Here is a 17,852-nt window from a genome sequence, read left to right as displayed (position 1 = left end):
TTAGAAATGGTAACAAAAGAAGAAATTATTGCAAAAGCAAAAGCAGCAATATTAGACTTTGACGAGGATGCAGCAGCAGAAGCAGCTCAGGAAGGTCTTGATGCAGATGTAGATCCAGTAGATCTTATCCAGGACGGTTTCACAGCAGGTATGAACGAAGTTGGTGACCAGTTTGAAGCAGGTACTGTCTTCCTTCCACACGTCATTGCAGCATCAGAAGCAATGAGTGCAGGAGTGGCTGTACTTACACCAGCTCTTGAAGCAAAGGGTGCAGAAACAGCAAGCAAGGGAACAGTTGTCATCGGTACCATCGAGGGAGATATTCACTCAATTGGTAAGGACATTGTTGCAACCATGCTTAAGATCGCAGGTTTCAAGGTTGTAGACCTTGGAAGAGACGTTGCAATCAGCAAGTATGTAGAAGCTGTGAAAGCAAACAATGCTGATGTAGTTGGTTCATCTGCTCTTATGACCACCACCATGGTTAGCCAGATACAGGTCGAAGAACAACTCAAAGAAGCAGGAGTTCGCGATTCTGTCAAGACAATGGTTGGCGGTGCACCTGTAACACAGGACTGGGCAACAAAGATCGGAGCAGACATCTACGGCGAAAATGCAACTGACGTTGTAACAAAACTGAATGCACTCTTCTAAGACGAAGGGACATTTAGAGAAGATAAGTTGTGAGGATGCATCCTGAGATACGTCCTCTCAACCGGAAGACAATTTTTGAGCTTATTGTCTTCCTTTAATTGGTGCTATCGGAATATCACTTTTCCGTTTAGCACCCTCAAAAGAAGATGAGGACTGCCAGCTTGATCGGGGCTGTCTGTTTTCTATCTTTTTTGAGCATTTTCCGGAAATTTCCGGAATATCAATAGGTCATAAAATGGCCATTATGTTCATGAAGGTTTGAAATTGGAGGTATTGACTTTGGATTTAAAAGCTTTAAAAAAGCAAGAACACCAGAAGAGAGTTAAGTATGGTTATATGTGGGCTTTCTTCTGCGCAGTTCTCTGGGGTATGTGGTATATTCCCGGTACAACTGTATGGGTATTGAATCCATTCGATGAGATGTACGGTGAGATTGCTGCAGGAAGCGGCGATGGTATGGCACTGGTTATAGTTGCCGTGCTGATCACAGCATTTAATGCATTAACAGTTATTCTAGCTCTTACTGTCTGGAATGGTGTTCTTGGCAAGTTCGGTGAAATGAAGAGAACAGTGAAGGAATTCCATCCCTGTTCAAAATGGTTCTTCCTGGCATCTATTTTCGGTGGTCCAATGGCCATCTTGGGTTCTTTTATCGCAATGGGTTTCGTTGGAGGTGCCTTTGCAGCGGTTGCAGCACTTATGTATCCTGTTATAGGTTCTATTCTTGCCCAGAAATGGTATGGTGAGAAGATCTCAAAGAGAGCTTATCTTGGTATTGCTTTCATTATTGCAGGTGGTATCACCATATTCGGTGGTGGACTGCTTACTGAACTTGGAAGCGGAAACGTTGCATGGATTGGCTACCTTGGTGGTCTCATGGCAGCAGCCGGTTGGGGTATAGAAGGTGCAATCGCAGGAAAGGGTCTTGATATTGCAGAACCTGATGTTGGTCTGACACTGAGGTTCCTCGGTGAGAACATTATCTGGTGGATTATTATAGTTCCTATACTGGCAATTATTGGTTTCCCAATGTTCAAGTATGCATTCATGGCATTCGAACCACTCACTCTTCTAGTACTGGTATTTGCAGGTATTACTTTTGGTTTCTGTTACGTTACATGGTATAAGTCCTTCCCGCTTATTGGTGTTGGAAGGGGCCAGGGTATCGGTAACCTGTACGGTCTGTTCGCTGTAATATTCATCTTCCTCTTCTTCGGAGATGTTCCTTCATGGACTATCCTTCTGGGAGGTGCACTCTGTCTTGGAGGCAGTTCAATCATGTTCTCTGAAGACACTGGTGAAATGGAATCTTTGAGAGGTGACTGAAATGGCAGGAAATCGCCCTATAAAATTCAGAATACTTGAGCTGTGCAACGGTGGTAAATGGAACTACGAGATCGTGTCCCAGATACAGAAAGAGTATGGCCTTAAAGGTGGCTTCCATAGGGATTCCATTAATTTCGATATCATTGAACTCGCATCAGGCGGAATGTTGAAAGATGTCGAAGTAAAGGTCGATGAAGAAGGTGTTTATAAGAAAGGTTTCCTTCTTCACAAGTATGAATTGACCGACTTTGGAAAAGTAAGGGCTGCAGATGCCTGTTTGATGTATGTATAAGGAGTGAAAAGAAAATGGTACAAACACAAGCTGCAATGGAAGCTTACAATGCTTACTGGGTGAATTCGCCCCTGCCTGCTGCTGATGTTTTGTGGATGGTTGCCATCCTTATAGTAGCATTAGTGGCACTCTGGCAAGCAAGAACATTCGTTTCACAGTTCTGAGGAGGAACTTGAAAAATCTTTGAGTTAGTTGAGTAGACAGATGCAGTGAAGTTACTGGCTGTTATCCCATGGTCATGAATGTAATGGATCTGCTTCTGTTATATCTATTTAGTCTTTAATCTGGAGGTTCTGCGAACAAATATAATGGAAAAATATATATACTTGATACCATGGGAATGCATGAGTAACATTTATATATGGTATTCCAAGACAACATATATATCTATCGTTGTAGTATGCAGCTTTACCTTCAGGTTATACCCCAATTCAAACCAAACTATAGTAAAATTATCGAAATCAATAACAAAATAATGAGGTGTACTAATGAGCAATGAAGAAATGTTCAAAGAACTCGCAGACGCTGTAGTCACATGCAAGAAGGATGTCGTCACAGCAGCTGTAGAGAAAGCAAGAAGCGAAGGTATCCCTGCACCCGAGATCATAGAGAAGGGTCTTGCAGCAGGAATGAACGAAGTAGGTGTTCTTTTTGAAAGAGGAAAGTTATTCCTTCCTCACGTAATGATGGCAGCAGGCGCAATGGAAGAAGGTGTCAAGCTCCTTGAAGCAGACATGCCAAAAGATGCTGTCACCAAGAAACTCGGTGTGATTGTCAATGGTACCGTTGAAGGTGACGTACACGACATCGGAAAGGCAATTGTATCAACCATGCTCCAGTCAGCTGGCTTTGAAGTTCACGACATCGGAAGAGATGTTCCACTCCAGAATTTCATTGACAAGATTAAAGAGACAAACGCAGACATGGTCGGTCTCTCAGCACTTATGACAACCACCCTCCAGGGTCAGAAAGATGTCATTGAGATGCTCAAAGAAAATGGCATGAGAGATAACGTAAAGGTCATGGTCGGCGGTGCTCCTGCAACCCAGGCATGGGCTGAGAAGATCGGTGCAGACTGCTATGCAGAGAATGCAAGTGAAGCCGTTGTAAAGGCAAAGGAACTCCTGCTTTAAGCGAGGTGTAATCATGGCAACAGAATATAAATTGAGAATGGGTGACGGAAAGCGCATTTTCATGACAAAGGAGCAGATCGTTGCTGACCTTAAGGAAGGTATGGCAGATGCAGCAGATCTTGGAAGCATTCCAGACCTTAGTGAAGATGAACTCGACAAGCTCGTAGACATTATCACCATGCCTTCAAGGATGGTTGGTGTCGAGCAGGGCAAGGAAGTTCCTGTAACTCATGATATCGGTACTATCAGGATAGATGGTGACCAGGGTAACAGTGGTGTAGGAATTCCATCCAGCAGACTTGTCGGTGCAATGATGCACGAGAGAGCATTCGGTGCTGACACAATGGAACTTGGTCACATTGACTACAGTTACAAACCAGCAAAACCTGTAATCGCACAGGAAATGCAGACAATGGAAATCTGCCAGCAGAACATGATCGTTCCAATGCTCTACGGTGCAATGCCAAACATGGGACTTTACTACACACCAGATGGTCCATTTGAGAACCCTGGTGACCTCATGAAAGCATTCAAGATCGAGGAGGCAAGACAGTCCATGGAACACTCTGCAGAACATCTCACAAGGGATATTGTATGGATCATGCAGAGGATGATGGCATCAGGTTCCGACGGTGTCAACTTCGATACTGTCGGTGCTGCAGGTGACGGTGACATGTATGCATCACTCCACGCAATCGAAGCACTGAGAAAGCAGTTCCCTGATATCTACATTGAAGCAGGTATGGCAGGAGAACTTATGCTTGGAATGCACGGTGAGCTTGAGTACGATGGCACAACCCTTGCAGGTCTCTGGCCACATGAGCAGGCCCCACTTGTTGCAAAGGCAGGAGCAAATGTTTTTGGACCTGTATGTAACACAAATACCAGCAAGAGTGCAGCATGGAACCTTGGAAGAGCTGTTACATTCATCAAGGCAGCTGTTAAGGCTTCACCAATACCATGTCATGTAAACATGGGAATGGGTGTCGGCGGTATTCCAATGCTTGAAACTCCTACAATTGATGCTGTATCAAGAGCCAGCAAGGCGATGGTCGAAATTGCCGGCGTGGATGGTATATAGATAGGGGTCGGCGACCCGATGGGTATGCCGATCTCCCACATAATGACCTCCGGAATGAGCGGAATCAGAGCTGCCGGTGACCTTGTTGCAAGAATGGAATTAGCAAAGGGAATGAGAATTGGAGAAGCAAAGGATTACGTTGCAAAGAAACTTGACGTAACCACAGATGACCTCAGTGACGAGTATGTAATGAGAGAACTGAGAGAAGAACTTGGTATAGGGGTTATCACTTCAGTAGCAGGTGCTCCAAAGGGAATTGCAGCTAAGATGAACATCGAGAAGCTTCTCGATCTTAAGATCAACAGCTGTGAAAAATTCAGGGGACAGTTGAAGTAAGTATTTTGGTAATTTGATATGAGTTCTGCTGTTAGTGGAACTCATTTTCTTTTGATTACCATCTTTCACAAAATAAAAAACAGAAATAGATTTTGGAGGCTAATATATGTCAAATCAGGAAATGTTAGACAAACTCAGGGACACAATTGTCACTCAGAACATTAATGGCTGTGCCGAAGCAACTCAGGAAGCTCTGGATGCAGGTATGACAGCAGTTGAGATCATTAATGACGGTCTTTCAGTAGGTATGAAGATCATTGGAGACAAGTTTGAAGCAGCAGAGGTCTATCTCCCACAGATCATGATGTCTGCAAAGGCAATGAATGCAGCAATGGAAATTCTTGTACCTATTCTTGCAGAAGAAAAAGGTGCAGATGACGAAGGTGTAGGTCTTGCTATCACCTACGTGCAGGAAGGAGACATTCACGATATCGGTCACCGCCTTGTAACAACCATGCTTGAAGCAAATGGTTTCAAGATCGTTGATATGGGTGTAGACGTACCAAACGACAAGATCTCAGAAGAAGTTGCAAAGAACAAAGGCAAGAAACTCCTGCTCGTCGGTTCAGCACTCATGACAACCTCAATGCTCGGCCAGAAGGACACCGTATCCATGCTTGCAGAAGAGGGCCTTAGAGACTCTGTTAAGATCATGTTTGGTGGAGCACCAGTATCTGACGCATGGATCGCAGAAATAGGAGCAGACGCAACCGCAGAAAACGCAGCAGATGCAGCAAGAGTTGCACTCAGCCTTATGCAGTAAAGAGGTATAATAATGACATTTGCAAGATCACTTGATTGTTTTGAGTTCTATGAGAGGGCAAAGAAGGGAGAGAAGATGACCCAGGATGACTGGGACCTTATGACAATCCCAATGAAGGCAATGGAACTCAAACAGAAATACAACCTTGATTTCAAGAACGAGTTTGTACCAACTGACAAGGACATGATGGAGAACCTCTTTAAGGCAGGTTTTGAGATGCTCCTTGACTGTGGTATCTTCTGTACAGACACCAGCCGTGTAGTAAAGTACACAGAAGCTGAGATCTGGGATGCTCTTAACAACGTCCAGAAGGAATTCACACTGGGTACCGGCAGGGACGCTGTAAGGGTCCAGAAGAGAAACGTTGGCGACAAGAGAAAGCCAATAGTACAGGGTGGTCCAACAGGTTCCCCTATTTCCGAAGACATGTTTATGCCAGTTCACATGAGCTATGCTCTTGAGAAGGAAGTCGACACAATTGTCAACGGTGTCATGATGACAGTCCGTGGCAAGCCACCAATTCCAAAGAGTCCATACGAGGTCCTTGCAGCAAAGACCGAAACCAGGCTCATCAAGACCGCAGCAGCAATGGCCGGAAGGCCAGGCATGGGCATATAGGGACCAGAGACTTCCCTGTCCGCTCAGGGAAATATCGCTTCAGACTGCGTCGGTGGCCAGGTCTGCAGTGACAGTCACGAGGTATCTCAGCTCAATGAGCTTAAGATCGACCTTGATGCTATCAGTGTGATGGCACACTATCAGGGTAACAGTGACATCATCATGGATGAGCAGATGCCTATCTTTGGTGGCTATGCCGGAGGCATAGAAGAAACCGCTATCGTAGATATCGCAACCCACATCAATGCATTCGTAATGAGCAATGCAAGCTGGCACCTTGACGGTCCGGTCCACATCCGCTGGGGATCAACCAACACCAGGGAAACCCTCATGATCGCAGGATGGACATGTGCGACTATCTCCGAGTTTACAAACATTATCTCCGGTAACCAGTACTACCCATGTGCAGGTCCATGTACCGAGATGTGTCTTTTGGAAGCATCCGCTCAGTCTATCACTGACACAGCATCCGGCCGTGAGATCCTCTCCGGTGTAGCAGCTGCAAAGGGTGTTGTCCAGGACAAGACAACCGGTATGGAAGCAAGAATGATGGGAGAAGTCGCAAGGGCAACAGCAGGAATGAACATTGATGATGTCAACAAGGTTCTTGACCTTCTTGTAAGCTCTTACGAAGGTAACTATGCAAATGCACCAGAAGGTAAGACCTTCCAGGAATGTTACGACATTGCTACCGTAACACCAACTGACGAGTATATGAAGGTCTACGACGGCGCACGCAAGAAGCTTGAAGAGTTCGGACTTACTTTTTAAGATGAATGAATCCCTGTGATAACGTAGTTTATCACTTCCCTAACGTGGCCAGTGATTTTTTAATCGCTGGCTCACCCAACTTTTTTTGATAGAATTATTTTGTTTGGTATTATATACCAGAGTAATCACTTGTTTTGAAGTCAATCTTAAAAAAGAGTAAATGTACATTTTCTCATGTCATATCATAAATAAATATGAATGATTTTGTACAAATCTATTGTTTAGCAGATTAGAATTAAATTACCTTTTACTTAAACAGGTTCCCCTGGAATATCACCCATAATCTCATAAGAGATCTTCCTGTAGAGTGCCAGGTATTCCTCGGTGGGTTCCATATCGTATTCAGAACGGATGTTGTAGCATTTTTCAAATGGCTTTCCTTCCGGAGGAGACTTGAGACGGTCAGCATATTTAGCATATATTTTAGCTACAAGGGTGTTAGCTTCTGAAAGTGTCAGGTGTGTTGCCATCTGTGCCATTTCTCCCATAAATCTGGATTCAAGGCCAGAGGAATGGTCAGGGACGCTTCCAAGGCGACCGGTTGGTCCAAGAAGCATATTCCTTCCGCAAACAGTATCACCAATTGCCTGTGCGGCAGTTTCGTAGAACATCATATCAGTGCAGATTCCGGCTGAATTCCAGTAATATCTTGCTGTGTAGTAGTTCATGTTTCTGGAAATAGCAAGTGATGACAGGTTGGATGCCCACATTATCTCCCCGGCAGAGGATGATCCTGTATCGGCGTGCACCGCGCCGGATGCATGTATGCTGGAGTGTGCCAGAACTTTGGATTGCAGTGTTTCAGCAACATCTATTATTGCAAGCCCTTCCGGAGAGCCTATACATGGTCCACCGAAGACAGGTACCTGACCAGATATATAGTGGTTGCCATGCTCCTGATGATAGATACATTTTGAAAGTATTTCATAATCTACCTTCAGGTCGTCCATGTATACTTCCTGTGGATCGGCACTTGAATAGAGTTCATCTGATGAAACAAGTAAAGATGATGTAGTAAGTGTTGGGGTGCTTGGTCCCATAAGGGCAAGTCCTTCCCTGCCAGCTATTTTTGTTGCAAGCCTTTCATTTCGGGCTGCTTTCAGGACTGCCAGCATCTCAAGTGGGCTTTTTGGATGGATGTATTCTCCTCCAAACTGTTTCATGGCACCGCTGTAAATTCCCTGAACAACATTTTCCTGAACAGAACTCAGGTTTATGTAAAGGAAGTTCTCCTCAGATACACTTCCTCCCATAGGTCCGCCGATGATTGTAGGCGGGAAAGACACCATGGGATAACGCTGCGGAACAACCACTTTTTCTTTGAGTCTGCCAATCTCAAGGGGATTTGTTATATTGAGTGCTTTGAGGATGTCCTCTTCGTCTATGTCGATGATACGTTGGGTGCTTCTGCAGAATATTCCTACCGAATGCAGGAGTTCAATTCCTGCTTCAAAGGCAGCATCTGCCATTTCAAGGTCATCTGGAACAAAAATTTTGGGATCATATTCTATTCCGTATTTAAGAGCCAGTTCTTCTGATTTTTTGAATACCTTGATGTCATGTTCTCTTTCTGTACGTTTTTCCCCTCCAATGGCATATTTGAGGTACTTGTAGATGTTTTGCATGACGAATCTCCTTCAAAAGAATAGGTTATCAGTAATACAGTTTTTGAAAATCTTTTTTTATTGTTATAAATAAGAATTGGTTCTATTACTTATATTTTTGTATGTTTTATGGAGATATAACGGCTTACAACTAGATATTATGCCAATTGAATCTGATTTATTCGATAGTTTAATGAATTTATGACGAATATTTCAGTAAATATTATATGCGGCAATATTGCAGTAAACAAAACGATTCAATTATTTCTTCTTATATGGGGTATTTTTATGTGTTGTTTTTTACTTTTAACTTGCCCGTTTTTAATAACTATTACTTATATTTTATGCTGAATACGTCCGGTTAAAAAAAGACCTGAATTTAGGGATCACCTAAACTTCTAATGGATGTAATAGCCTTTTTGGTAAGTGGTCGACAAATTCATCTGTTCCAAAAAACAATATTAACAAGCGTTATTTATTATTGATATTCTTTATCTATATTGATCCTTAAAAAGGCTATTAATCTACTATTTATCTCTTTCCAGTCATTTCTCCCTTATTCTACTATATATTCTTACCGACCGGCAATAGAAAAATATATATGTGTATGAGGCGAATTTGGAAATAATCACAATACGGAGATTAATTTATGGCAGAATATACCCCGAAAGAAAGATTATCCCGTGTACTCACTGGCCAGCCAGTTGACAGGATGCCTGCTGTCTGTGTTACCCAGACAGGTACAGTTGAGCAGATGGAAGCCTGCGGAGCCTTCTGGCCTGAGGCAAACTACGATGCCGAAAAAATGGCAACACTTGCAGAAGCAGGTCACACAGTAGTTGGATTTGAAGCAGTACGTGTTCCTTTTGACATCACTGCAGAAGCTGAGTTCTTCGGCTGTGAGATCAAGGACGGTACACAGGAACAGCAGCCATCAGTAATTGGTCATGTTGTAAAGACAATGGAAGATATCGAAAATCTTAAAGGCTATGATCTTAGCAATGGCAGGATAAATGTCGTATGTGATGCAATTAAAATCCTTGCAGACAAGTATGGAGACGAACTCCCTATCATGGGTAGTATGATCGGTCCTTTCTCCCTTGCTCAGCACATCAATGGTGACGAATGGTTCATGGCTATCATGACAAATGAGGAATTCGGTCTTGCACTCATGGAGTTCACAACAGAATTCAACGTTGCTTATGCAAAGAAGATGGTAGAGAACGGTGCCGACACAATGGTCATCATCGATCCAACCGCAAGTGCTCAGCTTATTGGTAATGAATTCTACGAGAAATTTGTCGTACCTTACCACAAGAAGATCTGCGATGCAATGCATGAACTCAATGTACCTGTAGTCCTTCACGTGTGTGGTGACACTACTCTGGGTCTCTCACTCATGGAAACCTGTGGTGTAGACGGTATAAGCGTTGACCAGAATGTGGATGCTGCAACAGCTGTAGGAAATGTAAAGAATGCTGTTATCGTCGGAAACCTCGACCCTGTTAACATGCTCTGGAACCAGACTCCTGAAGCAATAAAGGAACAGTCACAGAAAGTGGTAGATGCAGGAATCGGTCTGCTTGCACCGGGATGCGGTACTGTAAGCAAGACGCCAACAGTCAATCTCCAGGCGATGATTGAAGTGGCAAAGAGCCACAAGTACTAGATGTGTAGTTTTAGTTGAAATGAGCTAACACCTTGTTTCCCCCTCCGTAGCACCGGCCCATTTTAACATTTCTGGGCCGGTGTCTGCTACCCCTTCTCTTTGGATTTTTCCGGATTCTCTGATAAAATCCTTCTTTTCCACAGGTTTATATATACTGAACTTATACTAGACCCAGAGATGTCTCGCAGAAGAAAGAACAAAAATAAAGATTCCAGCGATGACGAATCGGGAATCACAGATTTTAAGAGCCTGTTAAAAAAACAGGGCTACAGTCTTGCAGGCAGGCATAGTGCTGTCAAGACATGCATGTGGCTTCGCAGGTCAATAAAAGATGAAGGCGAATGCTACAAATCCGTATTCTATGGTATTACATCTCATCGCTGTCTTCAGATGACCCCAACCCTTATGTGTAACCAGAAGTGTCTGCACTGCTGGAGACCTACGGAAGTAGACGTTCCCATGCCTGTTGGATGGGACTCTCCAGTGGAAATAGTGGGGTCTTCAATAGAATCCCAGAGAAAGCTCATATCAGGTTTTGGAGGTTCTGCACCCCTTGAACGCTGGAAAGAGGGCAACGATCCAAAGCATGTTGCCATCTCTCTCTCAGGAGAGCCTACTCTTTTCCCTTATCTTGACGAGCTAGTCGATGAGTTCAAGGCACAGGATTTTACCACTTTCGTTGTGAGCAACGGTACTGTTCCTGAAATGATGGCAAAGATAAACCCTGCCCAGTTATACATGAGCCTTGATGCTCCTGACAGGGAAACCTACGAAAAGGTCTGCCAGCCGAAATCTCCTGCTCTCTGGGACAACATTCTCAAATCCCTGGAGATACTCAGGGAAAAGGAAACAAGAACTGTTATACGTATTACACTTGTAAAAGGCGTCAATATGTTTGACCCGCAAGGTTATGCAAAACTCATAAAAATAGCAGAACCTGATTACATTGAGGTCAAAGCCTATATGCATCTTGGTTTTTCACGTAAGAGATTACCACGTGAAGCAATGCCTTCACATGATGAGGTAATGCAATTTTCAGAAAAATTAGCACAGCATCTTGGTTACAAAGTAGCTGATGATGTTGAGGTCAGCAGGGTCGTTTTACTGTCAAAAGATGGTTCAGTTACACATCTTCTTTGACAAAATACATTTTTTCTATAGGAGCCTGGGCCATGTTTAAAGCATTCTACTATTGTATGTCTCATCATACCGGAAATAGTTACTATTACTGTCTGTGTCACAACTTATATTTATAGCAACGGCATAGATAAGCAACCAAAATAATCGAAGATATAGATAATCACTTTACTTAAATGGAGTATTCACACAATGTCAGAACAATCTGCTCATTCAAAATATGAATTTAAAAAATCATTAGAGGAGCTACGTACCAAAAAAGGACGTGGTACCGAACTTATCTCTTTGTATATCCCCCCCACAAAGCAAATATCTGATGTCACATCCCAGCTCAGGACCGAGCACGGACAGGCTGCTAACATCAAGTCCAAAGTTACACGTGACAACGTGCAGGGTGCACTGGAATCCCTGCTTTCAAGGCTCAGATATGTGGAAGTTCCTGAGAACGGTATTGTTTTCTTCACAGGTGCTGTGGATATCGGTGCTAACAAAACCAACATGGAAACACGTATAGTCGAACCTCCCCAGCCAATAGTCACATACAGATATCACTGTGATTCCGCATTCTTCCTTGAACCGCTTGAGGAAATGCTTAAGGATGCAAAGACATACGGTCTTCTGGTTCTTGACAGAAGAGAAGCAACAGTCGGTCTTCTTGTAGGAAAGCGCATAGAAGCTCACAGAAACCTGACATCTACTGTTCCGGGAAAACAGAGAAAAGGAGGTCAGAGTGCTCACAGGTTCCAGCAGCTCAGGCTTATTGCAATTCACGATTTCTACAAGCGAATAGGTGATGCTGCCAGTGATGTTTTCCTGACAATTGATCACAAGGACTTCGAAGGTGTCCTTATCGGAGGTCCTTCTCCCACAAAGGAAGAATTTGAGTCAGGAGAGTTCCTGCATCATGAGATCCAGAAAAAGGTACTTGGTCTTTTTGATGTTGCATACACCGATGAATCCGGTCTTTCTGAACTGGTGAATGCTGCCAGTGAAAGACTTTCAGACCTTGACCTTATGGTTGAGAAAAAGCTCATGCAGCGTTTCTTTGCAGAACTTGTTTCCGATTCCGGCAAGGCTGCATACGGAGAAGCTCAGGTCCGTGAGAACCTGAATATCGGTGCAGTAGAGATCCTTATGATCTCAGAAGGTCTCAGGGCTGAGAGACTCACTCTAAAATGTCCCAACGGAGACTATGAGGGTGGAATTACACGTAATTTCAAACCTGGTGAGGAAGACAATTCCGCTATCCCCTGTCCTGTATGCGGTTCAAACGTAGAAATGATAGAAAGAGTGGACATCGTAGATGAACTTTCAGAACTTGCTGACCAGATGGCAACACAGGTGGAGTTCATATCAACCGACTTTGACGAAGGTTCCCAGCTTCTGAATGCATTTGGTGGAATAGTAGCCATTCTGAGATTCAGTACCGGTGTCTGATCTAATAATTAATGTAGGTGTTATTTTTGTTCCTAGAATTTGAAAGACAGGTTACAGAGGCTCTTGACAATGCTCTGAAGTCCCTTGGATATGAGACAGATGATCTTGGGCTTGAGCCATCACAGCATGCTGATATTGCTTCAAAGGTAGCTTTCAGGCTGGCTGCACAGGCAAAGTGCAATCCAAAAGAGCTTGCTGACAAAATAGTTGCTGCAATTGAATTACCTGAAGGTTCCCTGATAGGTGATATCAAAACAGTTGGTCCATACATCAATATTGATGCAGGCCGCAATTACGTTGACAATACCGTAAAAACCATCCTTGAAGAAAAAGAAAACTTCGGCGGTAATTTCTGTGAAGGAAAGATCCTTCTTGAGCACACTTCTGCTAACCCCAACGGTCCTCTTCACGTAGGCCACATACGCAATTCCATAATCGGCGACACACTTGTCAGAATACTCAAGAAAGCAGGCTATGAAGTTGAGACCCAGTACTATGTCAATGATATGGGCCGCCAGATTGCTATTGTTTCATGGGCTCTTTCACTCTTTGAGTTCGACACATCAAAAAAGCCAGACCATGCAATAGCAGATGTTTACATCAAGGCAAATGTTATCCTCAACGAAGAACCAGACAAGGTTGCAGAAATTGACAAACGCATGCAGCTTGTTGAAAGTGGTGATGAGGAAACCATAAAGAGCTTTGCTGAAGCTGTTGAATTTGCAGTAACAGGTATCAAGCAGACTCTTTTGAGAATGAATGTCAGCCATGACAATTTCCCTCATGAATCAGGTTTTATCCGTTCCGGTGCGGTTTCCAGAATTGTTGAGGAGATCAAAGCAACAGGAAGAACTTCAGATGACAACGGTGCTCTTGTAGTAGACCTTGCAGATTACGGTTTTGAAAAGACTCTTGTCATCCAGCGTACTGATGGAACCTCTCTTTATACAACACGTGACCTTGCCTACCATGAGTGGAAAGGCGAGCGTGCAGACCGTATGATCGATGTTCTGGGTGCAGACCACAAACTCATATCTGGACAGCTTAAAGCAACTCTCAACGCAATAGGCAAGAAAGAGCCTGAAATTGTAATTTTCGAGTTCGTATCACTTCCAGAAGGTTCCATGAGCACCCGCCGAGGAAAGTTCATCTCAGCCGATGACCTGCTTGATCAGATAGAGGAGCGTGCTTATGCTGAGGTCGATAAACGCAGGCCTGAAATGGACGATGAGTTTAAAAAAGAGGTTGCCAGCATGGTTGGAATCGGTGCTGTCAGGTACGATATTGTGAAAGTATCCCCTGAAAAATCCACAGTTTTCAACTGGGAAGAAGCCCTTGATTTCGAGAAACAGGGAGCACCTTTCATTCAGTATTCACATGCAAGGGCATGCAATATACTCAAGAAAGCAGAAGAGGAAGGCAAGTGGAACCCTGCAGAGGAAATTGATCCATCACTTCTCACCGAGGATACCGAGGTTGACCTGATCAAGAAGATGGCATCCTTTGACAGTATAATCAATATCTGTGCAAGGGACTTAAAACCACACACAATAGCAATCTATGCCAGGGAACTTGCAGACGCCTTCAATCAGTTCTACAGGTTCGTGCCTGTTGTAAGTGCTGAGGAGGATGACATTAGAGCAAGCAGGCTGGCTCTTGTAAACTGTGCAAAGATAGTTCTTGCAAATGCTCTTGATACTCTTGGTATCGGTGCACCGGAATCAATGTGAGAAAGTGAGTCTTTCTCATCCATTTTCTTTTTTAAAAACCAAATCTCATTTTTTAAGATCAAATACCCATCTACTTATCCCCGGAGCAACATTGCCACACCTTCGATGGAACAGAACTTCAAATCCCATACCTTCATATCTCTCAATGAGTTCTGGAATAACTTCTTTCGGTTTGAAGGTATAGAAATGGATAAATCCTCCCTCTTTTACCAGCGGAGAAATTGTTTCAAGAAAATGATCCATACCATAGGGTGTAGGGATTATTGCCCTGTCAAACTCAGTTTTTAGTAGATTTGGTATGCTGTTGGCGTCAGCATTAATAATATGGATTTTATCTTCAAGTTTATTGAGTTTGCAGTTCTTTGTAAATGATTTGCATGCAGCACTGTTCATTTCCACTGCAACAAGGCTGGCTGCAGCTGCTGCTGCAGGTATTGCAAATGGTCCGACTCCGCTGAAAGGAACGAGTACTTTTTCTCCTGCTTTCACAAGGGATGCCACTCGTTTTCTCTCGTAAGAGAGCCTGCCGTTGAAAAAAGATTGTCTGAGGTCAATTTTATAAGAGAACCCGAACTCTTTGTGTATGGTTTCAGTGCTGTTTCCTGCAATAATCTCAAAATCCGCAACTCTTTTGTTGCCTTCAAGTTTTGAGACTTTGTTAAGCACATTTTTGATATTCTGCATCCTTCCCATAATGGCACTGGCTATCTCATTTTTGTAATTTGTCAGTTCTTCAGGGATAGATACAACAGCAATGTCCCCTATAATATCGAAATGTTTGGGCAGTTTTTCAAGTTCCTTTTCAGGAATTTTTCCCTTAAGCTCATCCTTCAGGCTCATTTTTCTGTCTTTTTGCTCTAACGCAACGAAAGATTAAAAGTATTGCTTCTTGTCTGTTTTTATTCACTGGAATACTCAGGAGTCACTTTTTTTTCAAGCATTGTGAAAGATACATCTATCAGAATTGCAAGCATAATAGCAGGTATTGCACCTGCAAGTAGAGTGCTTGTATTGTATCCTATAAGTCCCTGGAATATAATCTCACCAAGACCACCACTGCCGATAAAAGCAGTGAGTACAGCAATGCTGTTGGCTAATATTCCTGCAAACTTAATTCCTGCAAACATTGCAGGATATGCATTTGGAAGTCTTATGTGTCTGTGTATCTGCCACTGGCTAAGTCCCACTCCTTCTGCATAGTCGATCAATGCAGGATCAACATTGCTAAGACCGATATATGTATTTTTGATTATTGGAAGCAGAGCACGCAACATTATTGCAACAAGCGCAGGTGTAAAACCGATTCCAAGGAAAGGAACCATGATTGCAACTACAGCAAAGCTTGGAACTGCCTGAACAAGGTTTGCAAACTTCATGATAATGAATTCGAGTTTTTTACTGTACAATGCTCCAAAAGCAAGTGGAATAGAGACAGCTATACTTACAAAAAGTGTTGTATAGACAAGGACAATGTGTTCCCATGTTGCATCAAGTACAGTTTCAAGAACTACCATGTTCCATACCTCTCATGGAGTTTTTTCTCGATTAAACCAGCAAAAGCATCAAGCAAAACAGCAAGCAATCCGGTCCAGAGTCCCGCAACAAGGATTGCATCCTTCTGGTAAAGCTGTATTCCGTTCTGCAGTACAGTTCCAAGTCCTCCCGCTGCAACAAGCCCTCCAAGAGTTACAACACCCATGCAGAACACCAGTGCAATCCTTATTCCTCCTGCAATAAGGGGAAGTGACATTGGAATCCTCACTTTCAGCAATGCTTCCTTTGGGGAGAGTCCGATTGCCTGTGCAACATATGTGTATTGCTCATCCACATTTTTCAGCCCAGTGTAGGTATTTCTTGCAATCGGAAGTATGGAATAGAGCACACATGCAGCAATGGTGGGTCCTGCTCCGAGTTTAACTATTGGCAGAAGAAGCACGATTAGTGCAAGGTCTGGTATCGTTTCTACAATATTCAGAAAATTGAGTACAGGATTTGCAGTTTTTGGTTTCATATAAATGAAAATACCAACGGAAACTCCAATTATTATCGACAGTATCAGGGCTATGCTGAACATATGTAGATGCTCAATTGTTCGCATTGTCATCAGGTTTCTTTCCCAGACATCCGCTATAATCTGTATTGAAAACATAACCTGTTCCCCATTTTCACTTCATCAGATAAGTTTCAGCAAAACCTCATCGGATACAAGGATACCAACCGGTTTTTTTGAATTCATAACAATTGCAAGGTATTTTCCACTGTTTTTCATCTCAGATAATGCAAATGCAACCGAATCCGTTGGTTGGAATGACTTGATGGGTTTTGCAAGTTCACTCAGTTTCTCTTCTCTGTCCCTGCATTTCATAAGGTCCACAATCTCCACCTGTCCGAGAAGTTCATCCCCATCAAAAACAAAAGCAGTTTCAAGGTCCCTGTTTGTCATTTCATCAACAGCATCACAGGCTTGCGTTTTCAAATCGAGAATATATTTCTCCTCAAAGGGTGACATCAAATCCTTCACTTTAAGAGTATCCATGTGCTTAAATTTACGCTGGTTATCAACGATATCAGCAACAAGCTCATTTTCAGGATTAAAAATGAGTTCTTCAGGAGGTCCCACCTGTACGAGTTTTCCCTGGTCCATAATGGCAATCCTGTCACCGAGTACAAGAGCTTCCTCAATATCATGGGTCACAAAAACGATTGTACGGTTGATCTCATTTTTTATTTTCAGGAATTCCTTCTGGAGCTGTTTTCTTAATATGGGATCCAGTGCACCAAATGGTTCGTCCATCAAAAAAAGAGGTGGGTCCATAGCCATGGCCCTTGCAAGCCCGACTCTCTGCTGCTGACCGCCACTAAGTTGTTTAGGATAGCGGTTCATGAACATTTCAGGTGGAAGTGATACAAATTCAAGCAGTGTTTTCACTCTTTCTTCAATATCGTTTTTGCTTTGTTTTTCAAGTTTAGGAACAAGCCCTATGTTCTCCCCGATTGTCATATGGGGAAACAGGCCGATATTCTGTATCACATAACCAATATTACGTCGAAGACGCACAGGATCGACATTTTTTGTATCAATCTCATTAATAGTAACCGAACCTTCATCCTGTTCTATCATGCGGTTTATCATACGCAGAGTTGTTGTTTTCCCTGAACCACTGGGTCCGATAAGAATCAGGAGTTCTCCACCTATAATTTCCAGATCAAGGTCTTTTACCGCAAAACCTTCTCCATATTTCTTTGTGATTCCCCTGAACTGGATAGAATCAATTCTGTCAAACAGCCTTTGTGTTTGCAT

General features: G+C 43.1%; 15 protein-coding genes and 2 pseudogenes. 12 read left to right on the top strand and 5 right to left on the bottom strand.

All coding sequences use genetic code 11. The features are described from left to right. The first annotated feature begins 6 nt into the window (after positions 1–6). From FKV42_RS01645 to FKV42_RS01615, 8 genes and pseudogenes are all read left to right on the top strand, one after another. Positions 7–654, top strand: coding sequence for a cobalamin B12-binding domain-containing protein (locus tag FKV42_RS01645; RefSeq protein WP_154808491.1), 648 nt, complete (start codon positions 7–9; stop codon positions 652–654). A 279-nt stretch (positions 655–933) separates the two neighbouring features. After that, positions 934–1,980: a DMT family transporter gene (locus FKV42_RS01640; protein ID WP_154808490.1), complete on the top strand. Its 1,047-nt coding sequence runs from the start codon at positions 934–936 to the stop codon at positions 1,978–1,980. Between the two features lies 1 nt (position 1,981). Continuing rightward, the gene (locus tag FKV42_RS01635; protein WP_154808489.1) at positions 1,982–2,272 is read left to right on the top strand and encodes a hypothetical protein; all 291 of its coding nucleotides are present in this window, start codon (positions 1,982–1,984) and stop codon (positions 2,270–2,272) included. 14 nt (positions 2,273–2,286) lie between these two features. Further along, positions 2,287–2,436, top strand: coding sequence for a hypothetical protein (locus tag FKV42_RS13960; RefSeq protein WP_023845250.1), 150 nt, complete (start codon positions 2,287–2,289; stop codon positions 2,434–2,436). Between the two features lie 324 nt (positions 2,437–2,760). Continuing rightward, entirely contained in the window at positions 2,761–3,405 is a 645-nt protein-coding gene (gene mtbC, locus FKV42_RS01630; protein ID WP_154808488.1) for a dimethylamine corrinoid protein MtbC, read from the top strand. A gap of 13 nt (positions 3,406–3,418) precedes the next feature. Then, positions 3,419–4,822, top strand: a pseudogene (gene mtbB, locus FKV42_RS01625) ([dimethylamine--corrinoid protein] Co-methyltransferase). A gap of 106 nt (positions 4,823–4,928) precedes the next feature. Then, positions 4,929–5,585 (top strand): methyltransferase cognate corrinoid protein, encoded by a 657-nt coding sequence (locus tag FKV42_RS01620; protein ID WP_154808487.1) that lies wholly within the window; start codon positions 4,929–4,931, stop codon positions 5,583–5,585. A 12-nt stretch (positions 5,586–5,597) separates the two neighbouring features. After that, positions 5,598–6,974: pseudogene (locus FKV42_RS01615) on the top strand (monomethylamine:corrinoid methyltransferase). Between the two features lie 251 nt (positions 6,975–7,225). On the opposite strand, the gene FKV42_RS01610 reads toward FKV42_RS01615, so the two are convergent. Then, positions 7,226–8,599: a monomethylamine:corrinoid methyltransferase gene (locus tag FKV42_RS01610; RefSeq protein WP_154808486.1), complete on the bottom strand. Its 1,374-nt coding sequence runs from the start codon at positions 8,597–8,599 to the stop codon at positions 7,226–7,228. 628 nt (positions 8,600–9,227) lie between these two features. Between FKV42_RS01610 and mtbA the strand changes: the two genes are divergently transcribed. The 4 genes from mtbA (at position 9,228) to argS (ending at position 14,551) form a co-directional block, all read left to right on the top strand. Then, positions 9,228–10,247, top strand: coding sequence for a methylcobamide:CoM methyltransferase MtbA (mtbA, locus tag FKV42_RS01605; RefSeq protein WP_154808485.1), 1,020 nt, complete (start codon positions 9,228–9,230; stop codon positions 10,245–10,247). Positions 10,248–10,424: 177 nt separating this feature from the next. Beyond that, the gene (twy1, locus tag FKV42_RS01600; RefSeq protein ID WP_154808484.1) at positions 10,425–11,387 is read left to right on the top strand and encodes a 4-demethylwyosine synthase TYW1; all 963 of its coding nucleotides are present in this window, start codon (positions 10,425–10,427) and stop codon (positions 11,385–11,387) included. Between the two features lie 189 nt (positions 11,388–11,576). Continuing rightward, the gene (gene prf1 / locus FKV42_RS01595; RefSeq protein WP_154808483.1) at positions 11,577–12,821 is read left to right on the top strand and encodes a peptide chain release factor aRF-1; all 1,245 of its coding nucleotides are present in this window, start codon (positions 11,577–11,579) and stop codon (positions 12,819–12,821) included. 26 nt (positions 12,822–12,847) lie between these two features. Beyond that, the gene (argS, locus tag FKV42_RS01590; protein ID WP_154808482.1) at positions 12,848–14,551 is read left to right on the top strand and encodes an arginine--tRNA ligase; all 1,704 of its coding nucleotides are present in this window, start codon (positions 12,848–12,850) and stop codon (positions 14,549–14,551) included. 45 nt (positions 14,552–14,596) lie between these two features. Here argS and FKV42_RS01585 read toward each other — a convergent pair whose 3' ends face one another. The 4 genes from FKV42_RS01585 to FKV42_RS01570 are packed head-to-tail and all read right to left on the bottom strand — an operon-like array spanning position 14,597 to position 17,852. After that, the gene (locus FKV42_RS01585; RefSeq protein WP_154808481.1) at positions 14,597–15,391 is read right to left on the bottom strand and encodes a class I SAM-dependent methyltransferase; all 795 of its coding nucleotides are present in this window, start codon (positions 15,389–15,391) and stop codon (positions 14,597–14,599) included. A 59-nt stretch (positions 15,392–15,450) separates the two neighbouring features. Next, positions 15,451–16,065: an ABC transporter permease gene (locus tag FKV42_RS01580; RefSeq protein WP_154808480.1), complete on the bottom strand. Its 615-nt coding sequence runs from the start codon at positions 16,063–16,065 to the stop codon at positions 15,451–15,453. After that, the gene (locus FKV42_RS01575; RefSeq protein ID WP_230375394.1) at positions 16,059–16,700 is read right to left on the bottom strand and encodes an ABC transporter permease; all 642 of its coding nucleotides are present in this window, start codon (positions 16,698–16,700) and stop codon (positions 16,059–16,061) included. The genes FKV42_RS01580 and FKV42_RS01575 overlap by 7 nt, the downstream gene beginning before the upstream one ends. 24 nt (positions 16,701–16,724) lie before the next feature. Continuing rightward, positions 16,725–17,852 carry an ABC transporter ATP-binding protein gene (locus FKV42_RS01570; RefSeq protein ID WP_154808479.1) on the bottom strand — a complete coding sequence of 376 codons (1,128 nt, stop codon included), beginning with the start codon at positions 17,850–17,852 and terminating at the stop codon, positions 16,725–16,727.

The sequence above is a fragment of the Methanolobus vulcani genome, from assembly GCF_006546655.1.
Taxonomy (GTDB): domain Archaea; phylum Halobacteriota; class Methanosarcinia; order Methanosarcinales; family Methanosarcinaceae; genus Methanolobus; species Methanolobus vulcani_A.
Note: the sequence above shows the minus strand (reverse complement) of the source record. Positions and strands in the feature narration are given on the sequence as shown.